Below are 13562 nucleotides of genomic sequence, written 5' to 3'. Positions count from 1 at the left end.
GTGAGTTTGGGCCATTTACTCGTGTGTTTGGGCCATTTACTCGTGAGTTTGCGCCATTTACTCGTGAATTAATCCATCAAGTCTGTAAGCTCTATTTTTAAATTGCCCCGAATAAGGCAATTCCAGTGCAGACAGCATCCGCTGCATGATATCAATTGAATCTATTTGTAAAAAGAGCCGTGCTTGTTTATTTGTTATATTGGGTTTTATGAGGAGAGCAAAATCGCGAAGAGTTTGAATGTGGGCATCTTTGGAGGCGTAAGAACATTGACTGCATGACCATTTGCCCCAGTGATAGTGCATATGGAGAGCAGCGCATTCAGGACATTGAACGCTTTTTAGCAGATCTTGCTCATCGACTTGATATAATTTGAGTATATCAGGATTATGTGGAGTGTTCTTTTGCAGAATCGTGTTCGAAAGTCTAGTGCTCTGCCTTTGGGTTAATTGCTCAGAAGGATACTTTTCTTCAAGGGTATGGATTTTGGTGATGAGGGTATGGATTTTGGTGATGAGGGTATGGATTTTGGTGATGAGGGTTTCTTTTCCCGTGATTTTTTTGAAAATGGGGGTAAAACCTGGGGTAGTTTTGATAATTGTATTCGAATTTGCATAGGCAATTAGCGTTTCAATCGGCAACGAGGGGAATTTGTGAAAAGTAAGCCAATCATTTAATCGGGATTTTTGCACGTCGACCTGGATTAGAGGATCCAGATATGCCTGTTCCTGTCCATCTTTTGAACGAATCAATTGGGGGTAGGTGCGGTCAAAATAGAGCGTTCCCGCAAAGTTTTTCACTTCAATGATGATACAGTAATTCCGGGTGATAATTAGGAAATCCATTTGAAAATAACGGCTCCCAGCGTGGTCTAACCTCAAATCATGAAATACTCGATATTCTTTCGGAAGATTCTTCAACTCCTTTCCGATACTCCGCTCCCCGTTAAATCCTGTACGGATTTTCCGGAAATCGTTCTTTATTCTTTCCTGTTTTGGATGATTTGCTGATAGCCTCCTGCTTAATGCCTCCAGTTTGAGCATTTTCATAGGCCTTTCACACGGTTTTAACATCCATACATCAACTCCTTCTCCTTTAGCTTCTTTATTAAAGCCCTTTTTTCCTGCTAGGATCTGAAATCAGACGTTTTACCGTAATTTCACTCTTTTTAATCCATGAGATTTGTAGCTTATTCGTGAATTTGCACCATTTACTCGTGAATTTGGCTCTTTTACTCGTGTTTGCGCCGTTTACTCGTGAATTTGCACCATATACTCGTGAGTTCACGCCATTTACTCGTGAATTTCCGCTATTTACTCGTGAGTTTGCACCATTTACTCGTGAATTTGGCTCTTTTACTCGTGTTTACGCCATTTACTCGTGAGTTCACGCCATTTACTCGTGAGTTTGCCGTTTACTCGTGAATTTGCACCATTTACTCGTGAATCTGGCTCTTTTACTCGTGAATTTGGCTCTTTTACTCGTGAGTTCGCCATTTACTCGTGAGTTTGCGCCATTTACTCGTGAGTTTGCGCCATTTACTCGTGAATTTCAGCTATTTACTCGTGAATTTCCGCTATTTACTCGTGAATTTGGCTCTTTTACTCGTGAGTCCGGATCGTTTACTCGTGAATTTCCGCTATTTACTCGTGAGTTCACCCCATTTACTCGTGAGTTAACTATTTTAACGCACAAAAAAACCCATGTTATTTAACATGAGTTGCTTTGTAAGGTGTAAGAGTCCCAATTGTGCCGTTTACGCCTTTGTTTTGAACCCGCTCTCCGCAGGTGGGTGCTCGGTTCCTCGCGTTTGTAAGTCCTCTTCGAGGGAGGCTTTTACGCGGCCAGGAAACTAGTGCTCCCGGTAACTATAAGTGTTCGGTCAAAACTTATAGGTTAAAGAACGAACACATCAGGACTCTTACTTATTGAAAACATCATAGCATAATGCTTAACTCTGTTTCAAGGAAAAACACCTAGGTATTTTTTCATATTTTTCTCAAATGAATTATTTTTTAAGTGCAGCAAGCCTTAGGTTAAGTTCGGCCAATTGCTTATCACTTACGGTACTCGGTGCGTCAACGAGCAGGTCGCTTGCGCTTGCTGTTTTCGGGAACGCGATGGTGTCGCGAAGGTTCGTGCGGCCTGCAAGCAGCATGACCATGCGGTCGAGTCCAAGGGCGATTCCGCCGTGTGGTGGTGTTCCGTATTCGAATGCATCCATTAGGAAGCCGAATTGTGCGTTTGCTTCTTCTTCAGAGAATCCAAGAACTTTGAACATTTTTTCCTGAACGTCGCGTTCGAATATCCGCAGTGATCCACCGCCAAGTTCGTAGCCGTTCAAGACAAGGTCATATGCTTGTGCACGGACGCTTGCTGGGTCTGATTCCAGTTTGTCCATGTCTTCACGGAATGGCATTGTGAATGGATGGTGTGCTGCATAGTAGCGTCCTTCTTCTTCGTCATATTCAAGTAATGGCCAGTCCGTCACCCACAGGAAGTTGAATTTGCTTTGATCGATCAAGCCTCTTTCTTTACCAAGCTTGATGCGAAGTGCTCCAAGTGCATCTGCGACTATGCCTTTCTTATCTGCCACGAATAGAATTAAATCGCCCACTTCAGCTTCCAATTCAGATACTAATTGCTCTTGATCTTCTGCGAAGAATTTGGCGATTGGCCCTTTTACGCCGTCTTCTTCAACTTTCAGCCATGCAAGGCCTTTAGCACCGTAAATCGCTGCAAATTCAGCCAAGCCATCAATGTCTTTACGGGAATAATCCGCATTTCCGCCCTTAACGACGATCGCCTTAACTTGACCGCCGCTTGCAACAGCACCGGTGAACACTTTGAAATCACTGTCTTTGACGATTTCGGAAACATCTTTAAGTTCCATTCCGAAACGTGTATCCGGTTTGTCGGAACCGTAACGGCTCATCGCTTCGTTGTAAGTCATTCGAGGGAATGGCAGTGTTACGTCCAATCCTTTTACGTCTTTCATCACTTTAGCCATCATGTTTTCTGCCGTGTTAATGATATCTTCTTGGCTCATGAAGCTTGTTTCAATATCGATTTGCGTGAATTCAGGCTGTCTGTCAGCACGTAAGTCTTCATCACGGAAACAGCGGGCAATTTGATAATAACGTTCGAAACCGGATACCATCAATAGCTGCTTGAAGATTTGCGGTGATTGCGGAAGTGCATAGAACTCCCCTTCGTGCACGCGGCTAGGCACTAAATAATCACGTGCTCCTTCAGGTGTACTTTTTGTTAAGATAGGTGTTTCGATATCAAGGAAGCCTTCACCGTCCAAGTAATCACGGATCGCTTTTGTTGTTTTGTTGCGCATTTTCAATGTTTCGAACATCGCCGGACGACGCAGGTCCAGATAACGATATTTCAAGCGGATGTCTTCTGATACATCCGTTCTTTCATCAATGATGAATGGAGGGGTCTTTGCTTCGTTTAAAATTGTAACGTTTTCGGCTTGAACTTCGACGGTCCCTGTTGTTACGTTCGGATTGAAGTTGGCTTCGTCACGTTTGATGACTGTCCCTTGGATATCAAGGACGTATTCATTACGGATTTTTTCGGCTGTGGCAAGCGCGTCTGCCGAAATGTCCGGATTGAAAACGACTTGGACGACTCCGCTTCTGTCACGTAGGTCGATAAAGATGACCCCGCCCAAATCCCGGCGTTTTTGTACCCATCCTTTTAATGTTACTTTTTCACCAATAACTGCTTCTGTCACTTCACCATTGAAGTATGTTCTGCCAAACATGGTATTTCCCCCTTAAGCCTGTAGCTTTTTGAATTGTTCAACGAATGTTGCAAGATCCATTTGGACTTGTTCACCGGTTTCCATGAACTTTACATTGATTTTATTATTTGCCAATTCATCATCCCCAAGTGTCGCCACATATCTTGCTTCGAGGCGGTCGGCTGATTTGAATTGTGCTTTCACTTTACGATCTTGATAGTCTTTTTCGACGGTAAAACCGGCATTCCGCAATTGATGGGCAAGTTTGACGGTATAATCCTTGGCTGTTTCACCTAGTGAGACAAGATAGCAGTCAATTCCCTTTTTGATCGGAAGCTCGATGTTTTCTGCTTGGAGGGCAGCAATCAGCCGTTCAATGCTAAGTGCAAAGCCGATTCCTGGTGTTTCCGGTCCGCCAAGTTCTTCAGCCAGCCCGTTATAACGGCCACCGCCGCATAGTGTAGTGATGGCGCCAAAGCCTTCTGCATCACTCATGATTTCAAATGCGGTATGATTATAGTAATCCAAGCCCCTCACTAGAGTCGGATCTTCGACGAAATCGATTTCCAAATCGGTTAAGTGCTGTTTCACCTTTTCGAAATAAGTACGGGATTCATCATTTAAATATTCAATGATGGAAGGAGCCGTGTTCATCAATTCGTGATCGTGATCCTTTTTGCAATCCAGGATACGCAAAGGATTTTTTTCGAGGCGGTTTTGACAATCGCCGCAAAACTCGCCGATGCGGGGTTCGAAATGTTTGATTAACGCATTGCGATGCGCTGTCCGGCTTTCCTTATCACCAAGGCTGTTGATGACTAGCTTCAGCTTTTTCAAACCAAGTTCCTTGTACAGGTTCATCGCAAGTGACAGAACCTCTGCATCGATTCCGGGATCCTTACTTCCTAAAGCTTCGATGCCGAATTGAACGAACTGGCGGAATCGACCTGCTTGCGGACGTTCGTAACGGAACATCGGCCCGATATAATAAAGCTTGACCGGTTGATTGGCCCACCCGAACATTTTGTTCTCGATATATGACCGTACAACCGATGCGGTGCCTTCCGGACGAAGGGTTAAGTTCCTTTCACCGCGATCTTGAAATGAATACATCTCTTTTTGAACGATATCGGTTGTATCCCCAACACCGCGTAAAAATAATTCCGTGTGCTCAAAAATCGGTGTGCGGATTTCTTTATATTGGTAACGGTGACAAATATCACGCGCTGTGTTCTCGATATACTGCCAAATTTCCGTTTGACCAGGCAATAAATCCTGGGTACCTCTAGGAATCTGAATAGACATATGTGTTTCCTCCTTTAAAGCAAAGCGCCCTTTCTTATACGGCACGCTATACTGATTTTTTCCAAACAAAAAACTCCCGCCCCTTGTAACGTATATGTTACAAGGGACGAGAGTTTGGATATCCCGTGGTGCCACCCTAGTTGAAGCACAAAAAAAAGTGCCCCCGCTCAAAAACAGTTAACGCCTGTTTTACGTCCATCTCCTATTAAGTAAATCCGTTCGGAGTGAAGCCTACGGAGGGTTCTTTCATTAAGTCATCATGTGGAATGCTTTCAGCCTCGGCATTTCCTCTCTTTTCATGTGTTTCTTAATTACTCTTCTCCATCATTGGTTATTGCAGTAATAAGTCTGATATTTTATAATCATACGGACGTTAACATCAAATGTCAAGGCAGACTGAGGATTTTTGTCGCTTTTTACTGGTTCAAACGTTTTTTCAAATTTTTGATCGTCCGGACATTGACCCCGAATTCGGATGCCAATTCAACAAGGTTTGCGCTTTGTTCCTTTTGGATGAAATCGTGAAAATCGACACCCAGTACTTGGTTGCCTCCGCTTAAGCTCGTTTGATCTTTTTCGCTGAATTTCATGTGGTTTCCCTCCTACAGTTATATAAGCTCTATTGTTTCCTAAAAAAAATGTTTTTTGCACACGGAGAGAGGGAAATTTTCATTGAACGAGAATACATACATATAGACATTAAAAGGGAGAGACAACTTATGAAGAAGAAATCGGGTTTATTCGGCCTGACACTGATGCTGATATTCTCAGCGATTTTCCCCGTCCATCACGCTTTTGGAAAAGATGATGGGGAAAATATCGTGACGACCCAAGTGGTCAATGTCCGTGAAGGTGCAGGTCTCAGTTTCCCTATCGTAAAAAAACTGTCAAAAGGGGAATCGTATCCCATTCTGAATGAAGATGGCGACTGGATTGAAATCCGGATTGGCACCGGCAAAACGGGCTGGGTTGCCAATTGGTTAGTGGAGAGACAAACAGGGTCTGATACCAATCAGGTCAAAAAGGAATCCGGACAAGGGACGATATCAGGCAGCTCCGTCCGTGTCCGAACAGGTCCCGGCACTACATTTCAAACGGTTGGTTCCTTGAGTAAAGGAACCTTTGTTGACATCATTGAAAAGAATGAGAATTGGATAAAGGTCAAAACGGCGGATATCGAAGGCTGGGTCTCTTCTGACTACATTACACTTCCCTCCGCATCAGAAAAAACAGCGAAGAAAGATCCAACTAAGGAAAAAAGAACGAATCAATCCTTGAAAACCGGAGTAACTTTGGTGGACCGGCTCAATGTCCGTTCGGAACCGTCGACAAGCAGTGCCGCTCTCGGAAAGCTGAATAAAAATACGTCAGTGACCGTCTACAGGGTTGAAAATGAATGGGCTGAAATTGATTTCCAAGGAACCCACGGTTGGGTAGCTGAACCTTACATACAAGTAAGCGAAGATCATGTTGATATGAAAAAGGACACGGCAGGCGCAACTGCAAGGGTGACCGCTACAGGTTTAAATGTCAGGAATGAAGCCTCGCTCTCAAGCAAGGTCATCGGTTCGGTGAACAAGGATGAGACTTACGCCGTGCTCCAAACAAAGGGAAATATGACACAAATCCAACTCACTGGTTCCAAAAAGGGCTGGGTAGTGAGTTGGTACCTGGAAAAAGAGAATGTTGAGCAAACGGCGAAGGAAAAAAAGGCTGATGTAAAAGGAAACAAGATTACCATCATTCATGATGGTACGATCCTTAGAAATGAGCCGGATGGCAACTCGGGGATTGTAGAGCAGGCCAATGCAGGTGAAACATTCACGGCATCAGGTATGGAAGGCGACTGGTATTCCATTAAACTAAAGGGCGGAAAAACAGCTTATGTGGCCGGATGGATCGTGACGATCGAAGGGAATGCCGAGCAGATCCAACGACCTGGCGTTGAGAAATACCTAAAGGATAAAACGATTGTGATCGATCCCGGACATGGCGGCAGGGATAGCGGTACAATCGGGGTCGGTGGAACACTTGAGAAAAACCTGACGATTCGAACGGCAGAATTGCTGCGGGACAAACTTCAGGCGGCAGGAGCTAAAGTGATCCTGACCAGGAGCGGAAATACCTATGTTCCACTCCCTTCCCGGGTCAGCACTTCTCATATACATAACGCGGATGCTTTCATCAGCCTCCATTATGATAGCACCAAGGACCAGATCACCAGCGGGATAACCACATACTACTATCATGACTACCAGCGTGCGTTGGCGGCTACACTGGCCAATTCACTCGGTTCCACCATGCAGGTGCCCAATCGCGGATCACGATACGGGAACTATCATGTTACCCGTGAAAATAAACGGGTAGCTACACTCATTGAACTAGGTTATTTAAGTAATCCAGTGGAAGAGTTGACATTAACATCGAATGAGTATCAAGAAAGAATCACATCGGCCATCTATAATGGCTTGGCACGGTATTTTAAATAAGAACTAGAAAAGCCAGCTTCGCATCGAAGCTGGCTTTTCTACAAAAAAAACCTGCCGCAGCAGGTCATTTTTTGCTTTCAAGTATTAAGGTGACGGGACCGTCATTAGTAAGCTGAACATCCATCATGGCACCGAATTGACCTGTTTCCGTATGGACGCCTTTTTTGCGGAGTTCCTCGTTAAATGCTTCATATAATTCATTTGCCTCTTCAGGACGGGCGGCGTCCATGAAGTTCGGTCGACGGCCTTTACGGCAATCGCCGTATAAGGTGAATTGTGAAACGGATAAAATCGAACCTCCCACATCCAATAGTGAGTGGTTCATCTTTTCATTTTCATCTTCAAATATTCTAAGATTGACAATCTTTTCGGCCAAATAGGCGGCGTCATCGATCGTATCTCCATGGGTGACACCAACCAACAGGACGAGACCGCTGTCGATTTGTCCGATTATTTGGTCTGCGACAACTACTTTTGCCGCTTTGGAACGTTGTAAAACAACACGCATGGCAATAAAAACTCCTTAGTTCATGATCCTTCTAACGGAATAAACATCTGAAATTTGTTTAATACGGTCGACAACTTTTTGCAAATGGGCAATGTTATGAATATAAATCGACATGTGAATGGTCGCCACCTTATTCCTGTCGGATTTACCCGAGACCGCTGAAATGTTGGTCTTGGTTTCATTGACGGCTTGAAGGACTTCATTCAATAAGCCGCGACGGTCATAGCCGCTGATTTCAATTTCCACGATGTATTCCTTGCGTTCGTTAATCGTACTTTCCCATTCAACCGGTACAAGGCGATGATCGGCATCCCCGCTATCCAGGTTCGGGCAATCTTGCCTATGAACTGAAACTCCACGGCCTTTGGTTATATAACCAACGATTTCATCCCCTGGTACTGGGTTGCAACAGCGTGATAAGCGGATAAGCAGGTTATCAATCCCTGGTACCTGTACGCCCGAGTCACGTTTTTTAGATGTATTGGAGAAGGTTTTCAGATCGGCTACCGCTTCAGAAATATCCGCTTCCTGCTCGACCATTTTCTGCTTACGCCATTTTTCGGTTAGGCGGTTAGCTACCTGAAGGGCTGTTATTCCGTTATATCCGACTGCTGCATACATATCCTCTTCATTCAGGAAGTTGAATTTATCCGCAACACGCCTGATATTCTCGGCAGACAGGATTTCCTTCAGGTCGAACTCCATATCCTTGATTTCCTTTTCAACCAGCTCTTTGCCTTTTTCGATATTTTCTTCCCGGCGCTGCTTCTTGAAAAATTGGCGGATCTTATTTTTCGCTTGAGATGTTTGCGTTAGTTTAAGCCAATCCTGACTTGGACCATATGAATGCTTCGATGTTAAGATTTCTATGATATCGCCAGTTTTCAGTTTATAATCCAGCGGTACCATTTTCCCGTTCACTTTGGCACCAATCGTTTTGTTTCCGATTTCCGAATGAATCCGGTAAGCGAAATCAATCGGGTTGGATCCTGATGGCAGTTCGATGACATCGCCTTTTGGAGTGAAAATGAATACCATATCAGAAAAAAGATCTATTTTAAGGGATTCCATGAATTCCTCGGCATTAGTCGCATCATCCTGGAATTCAAGAATTTCCCGGAACCATGTCAATTTTTCTTCCAGTGAAGGCTGTTCACCGACATCTTTTCCCTCTTTATAAGCCCAGTGCGCAGCAACCCCGAACTCGGCAATGCGATGCATATCGGAAGTACGGATCTGCACTTCCAGCGGATCGCCTTTCGGTCCGATCACCGTCGTATGGAGCGATTGATACATATTCGGCTTCGGCATCGCGATATAGTCTTTAAATCGGCCAGGCATCGGCTTCCAGCATGTATGGATGATCCCTAAAACGGCATAGCAATCTTTTATGCTATTGACGACGATCCGAACGGCAAGCAAATCATAAATTTCGCTGAACTGTTTATTCTGCAAAGCCATTTTGCGATAAATGCTGTATATATGTTTCGGCCTTCCGGATAGGTCAGCCTTAATGTTGACTTCCTCAACGTTTTTACGCACTTCATCAATGACTTCTTCCAGATAGTTTTCACGTTCTGCACGCTTTTTCTTCATCAGGTTGACGATTCGGTAATACTGCTGAGGATTCAAATACCTTAGTGCAGTATCTTCCAGTTCCCATTTAATCGTGCTGATACCGAGACGATGGGCAAGCGGTGCGAAGATTTCCAACGTCTCATTCGATATCCTTCTCTGCTTTTCCTGGGGCAGATGCTTCAATGTCCGCATATTATGCAGTCTGTCCGCAAGCTTGATCAAGATGACCCGTATATCCTGGGCCATCGCCACGAACATTTTCCGATGGTTTTCCGCCTGTTGCTCCTGCTGTGATTTGTATTTGATTTTCCCTAACTTGGTCACGCCATCCACAAGCATGGCGACTTCAGGACTGAAATTTTCTTCAATATCCTTCAAAGTGATCTCCGTGTCTTCAACAACATCATGTAAAAAACCTGCCGCAATGGTTGCAGGGTCCATTTCAAGATCAGCCAGAATGCCCGCCACTTGAATCGGATGAATAATATAAGGCTCTCCCGATTTACGGAATTGTTCTCGGTGAGCATACTCTGCATACTTAAACGCTCTATGAATAAATTCAGCTTCTTCCGGCTGAAGATATAAGCTGGCCCGTTCTACAACCTGCTCGGCAGTCAATATTTGATCATTAGCCATTTAATCACCTTAACCCCACTTTAACTGCCACCGGATATGATCCGGATTGAGTATGATTGGTAGCACTTCCCTTTATTCTGCAAAACGTGACAATTTTTGCGAAAAAAAATAAATCCGCTTAAACGGATAAAAGTGCAAATAAACTTATTAGCAGAAAAACTCTTTATTATTACTATTATCGAAAAAAAAGGCAAGGATGTAAAGAGTTAAACGTGTATTTTATTAAGAATAGTGCTTTTTTTCACTGGAAATTCGACAAAATCCAGCTAAAATGGGGAAAACAGAAAGAGAGCACCCTGGTCAGAGTGCTCTCCTTTATTAAAAGCTCATTAATGTCAAGACATCATAGCCGTCTAATTTATCTTTTCCATCCAAGTCAGTCAATTCAATAAGGAAGGCAATCCCAGCTACAATTCCGCCAAGCTGTTCAACCAACTTGATCGTCGCTTCGATAGTTCCCCCGGTAGCAAGCAAGTCGTCCGTAATCAGGACACGCTGTCCCGGTTTAATGGCATCTTTATGGATTGTCAATACATCCTTGCCGTATTCTAAACCATATTCGACTTTTATCGTTTCACGTGGAAGTTTTCCTTCTTTTCTCACTGGTGCAAAGCCCACTTCCAATGAGTATGCGACTGGACATCCGATAATGAATCCGCGTGCTTCCGGCCCGACCACCAAGTCGATATTTTTATCGCGAGCATACTCGACGATTTGGTCTGTTGCGTATTTATAAGCTGCGCCGTTATCCATTAATGTTGTAATATCTTTGAAGACGATACCCGGTTTTGGCCAGTCTTGCACAATTGTTACATATTGCTTTAAATCCATTGCTTTGTTTCCTCCTCAAGGTCTGTTGCCTCATGAACTAAATAATGATTGAACCAATCGAATAATTGCTGATAGGAAGAATAAACAAGCTCTTGTTCAAGCTCAAATTGCTCTTTCTTTCTTGTATACGATTCAGATTCACTGAGATCGCGTTTTTTCGCATTGGTTGTGAGCATAATTAACCCATTTTCTATTGTAACAAAATCAAGCTCAAAAAACACCTTAGAAATGAAATCCACTGTATCTCTTGACCAGCCGCGATATTTGGCCAGGTCATCACCATATCTTTTCACATCAAGCGGACCCTTCTTGGCAAGGAAGGCATAAAACCATTTAAAATGATCCCTTGTCGGCATCGTACTTAAGAAATGGTCCTGTTCATGGGAAAAGTGAGCGTAGATACGGGAAGGGTTCTTTTTGGCAACCGCCCGTTTCAAATATTCCCTGGAGGGCGGCATGTCCATGAGTACCAAATGCCCTTCGAAGCAGTCGAGCTGCTCAGCATCCAGTTCATTCTCGATATGAACGAGATCTGGATGGTTTTGCAAAAATGGATATCTGCTATAAATATCTTCCGAGAAAATAACGATCTTCCGGTTTTGTGCAGGAATGTCGGCAAGCCACTTCTCTGCCTGTCCCTTGCCGCGGTAATCGAATAATTGCCAATGGTCCACCGAGACATCCTGGACAAAGATCTGGGGCTTTTTCATATTATTCCACTCATTGATGGAGAGCTCTCCAATCACCGAAACTTCAGCGTGCGGAGCTATTTCATCGACAAAATGACCGAGACCGAAGCCCACACCGTCAAGTTTGTGTTTTTCACCATCTTCCAGCTGAACCTTCAAGTGATTTTGGTTGGCACCAATTTTGCGGACACTTGAAAGTTGTACGGAATCTATCAAAATCTTCGGCTTGGGATTCGCAACCCCAAATGGTGCAAGCAAGCTCATTTCCTGAATCGTTTGAACGGAAACTTCAGCTAAAGTCGTAGCACCGTCCAAGTTTGTAATCGGTGTGAAGTCCTCTTCGTTCAGTTCTTCCTTAGCAATCAAGTTCATGCGGTCCCTAAGCTCCTGGACATCTTCTATTTTCAACGTCATTCCAGCTGCCATGGGATGTCCACCGAAATGAGGCAGCATTTCACGACATTGGGAAAGACTTTGAAAAAGATCGAAACCAACGATGCTCCGAGCGGAACCTTTTGCTAATCCCTTATCCCGATCATAGCTCAATACAATCGTCGGCCGGTAAAAGCGTTCAACAAGTTTAGAGGCCACAATCCCCACAACTCCGGCATTCCAGCCTTCCCTGCCGATGATGAGCACGCCATTGGACTCCGGCGGGAAGTTTTCCTCGACTTCAGCAATCGCTTCCTCAGCCATTGCTGCAACCATTTCCTGCCGCTCTTTATTGATATCGTTGATTTCATTAGCAAGTTCCATTGCTTCTTCCAGATTTGCGGACATCAATAAATCAACAGCGGGATCGGCATCTCCAAGGCGGCCGACAGCATTGATCCTCGGTGCCATTGCAAAGCCGATCGATTCTTCATTCAATGCTTCCTGCTGAACATTCGCCACTTTCATTAACGCAACAAGTCCCGGGCGGCGAGTCAATCGTAACTGCTCGATGCCTTTCGCAGCAATGACGCGGTTTTCTCCTTGTAAAGGCACTAAATCCGCTATCGTCCCGATTGCCGCTATTTCTAGCAAATCCTCAGGCAATTCCCCAAGCAAGGCGTGTGCAAGCTTAAATGCGACTCCTACTCCGGCAAGTTCTTTAAATGGATAGGAACTGTCCTCAAGTTTAGGATGGATGATCGCCAATGCCTCAGGCAATTGCGGTCCCGGTTCATGGTGGTCAGTCAAAATATAATCCATGCCTAGCTCGGCGGCAAGCTTAGCTTCATCGACAGCGGAAATTCCGGTATCGACGGTGATTAAAACCTTCACACCTTGCTCGGCTGCAAGGCGGAATGCCATCGGATTCGGACCATATCCTTCTGTAAACCGATTCGGGATATAAAAATCAACATCGGCCCCCAATCTCGTCAGCGCCGTCATCATCACGGTGGTCGATGTCACGCCGTCCGCATCATAATCACCGAATATACGTATTTTTTCTCCATTTTGAATGGCTTCCTTTATTCTATATACTGCTTTATCCATATCCTTCAATAAAAATGGATCATGAAAAGTTTGATTTTTTACAAATAAAAACGATCGGGCACTTTCAATCGTATCCAGGCCTCGATTCACAAGCAGGGCTGCAACCAAAGGTGTGATATGAAGCTCTTCAGCTAGTACAGCAACTTTGTTTTCATCGGCAGTTCGCAAGTTCCACCGGGTTTTTGGCTTTAACATTTATTCACCCCTCAACCTACTCATTATACAAAACGAATATACCAGTTTCAATTTTATTTTAAACTCATAATTGGTTGTAATTCCCTATTCAATA

Annotated in this window: 11 protein-coding genes, 1 other RNA gene and 1 other annotated feature; of the genes, 3 read left to right on the top strand and 9 right to left on the bottom strand. The window is 44.2% G+C overall.

Features of this window, described 5'->3' with window-relative positions:
* Positions 1 to 57: 57 nt before the first annotated feature.
* Positions 58 to 1071 carry an NERD domain-containing protein gene (locus tag ACZ9AO_RS04330; RefSeq protein WP_476108543.1) on the bottom strand — a complete coding sequence of 338 codons (1014 nt, stop codon included), beginning with the start codon at positions 1069 to 1071 and terminating at the stop codon, positions 58 to 60.
* 122 nt (positions 1072 to 1193) lie between these two features.
* Between ACZ9AO_RS04330 and ACZ9AO_RS04325 the strand changes: the two genes are divergently transcribed.
* Together ACZ9AO_RS04325 and ACZ9AO_RS04320 are read left to right on the top strand one after the other, a co-directional pair.
* Positions 1194 to 1382, top strand: coding sequence for a hypothetical protein (locus ACZ9AO_RS04325; protein ID WP_476108542.1), 189 nt, complete (start codon positions 1194 to 1196; stop codon positions 1380 to 1382).
* A 36-nt stretch (positions 1383 to 1418) separates the two neighbouring features.
* Entirely contained in the window at positions 1419 to 1712 is a 294-nt protein-coding gene (locus ACZ9AO_RS04320) for a hypothetical protein (protein WP_476108541.1), read from the top strand.
* Positions 1713 to 1734: 22 nt separating this feature from the next.
* Here the strand turns inward: ACZ9AO_RS04320 and ssrS are convergent.
* From ssrS to ACZ9AO_RS04300, 4 genes are all read right to left on the bottom strand, one after another.
* Positions 1735 to 1920, bottom strand: a non-coding RNA gene (gene ssrS / locus ACZ9AO_RS04315) — 6S RNA.
* Between the two features lie 86 nt (positions 1921 to 2006).
* A complete protein-coding gene (gene aspS, locus ACZ9AO_RS04310) occupies positions 2007 to 3776 on the bottom strand; it encodes an aspartate--tRNA ligase (RefSeq protein ID WP_476108540.1) in 1770 nt (589 codons plus the stop codon).
* Between the two features lie 12 nt (positions 3777 to 3788).
* Positions 3789 to 5060, bottom strand: coding sequence for a histidine--tRNA ligase (hisS, locus tag ACZ9AO_RS04305; protein WP_034308774.1), 1272 nt, complete (start codon positions 5058 to 5060; stop codon positions 3789 to 3791).
* A 99-nt stretch (positions 5061 to 5159) separates the two neighbouring features.
* Positions 5160 to 5397: a binding site (T-box leader), on the bottom strand.
* 79 nt (positions 5398 to 5476) lie between these two features.
* Entirely contained in the window at positions 5477 to 5650 is a 174-nt protein-coding gene (locus ACZ9AO_RS04300; RefSeq protein WP_034308777.1) for a hypothetical protein, read from the bottom strand.
* Positions 5651 to 5779: 129 nt separating this feature from the next.
* Here ACZ9AO_RS04300 and ACZ9AO_RS04295 point away from each other — a divergent pair, with 129 nt between their 5' ends.
* Entirely contained in the window at positions 5780 to 7549 is a 1770-nt protein-coding gene (locus ACZ9AO_RS04295) for an SH3 domain-containing protein (RefSeq protein WP_476108539.1), read from the top strand.
* Positions 7550 to 7613: 64 nt separating this feature from the next.
* Here the strand turns inward: ACZ9AO_RS04295 and dtd are convergent, their stop codons facing one another.
* The 4 genes from dtd to recJ form a co-directional block, all read right to left on the bottom strand.
* Positions 7614 to 8057, bottom strand: a complete 444-nt coding sequence (gene dtd / locus ACZ9AO_RS04290) for a D-aminoacyl-tRNA deacylase (RefSeq protein ID WP_053535817.1) — start codon at positions 8055 to 8057, stop codon at positions 7614 to 7616.
* 15 nt (positions 8058 to 8072) lie between these two features.
* The gene (locus ACZ9AO_RS04285; RefSeq protein WP_251539719.1) at positions 8073 to 10271 is read right to left on the bottom strand and encodes a RelA/SpoT family protein; all 2199 of its coding nucleotides are present in this window, start codon (positions 10269 to 10271) and stop codon (positions 8073 to 8075) included.
* A gap of 318 nt (positions 10272 to 10589) precedes the next feature.
* Positions 10590 to 11102, bottom strand: a complete 513-nt coding sequence (locus tag ACZ9AO_RS04280) for an adenine phosphoribosyltransferase (protein WP_034308789.1) — start codon at positions 11100 to 11102, stop codon at positions 10590 to 10592.
* Positions 11093 to 13468: a single-stranded-DNA-specific exonuclease RecJ gene (gene recJ, locus ACZ9AO_RS04275; protein WP_476108538.1), complete on the bottom strand. Its 2376-nt coding sequence runs from the start codon at positions 13466 to 13468 to the stop codon at positions 11093 to 11095. Before recJ ends, ACZ9AO_RS04280 begins: the two co-directional genes overlap by 10 nt.
* Positions 13469 to 13562: the final 94 nt, after the last annotated feature.

This window comes from Peribacillus sp. TE19612, assembly GCF_056279465.1.
This window is presented reverse-complemented; position numbering and strand designations above follow the sequence as displayed.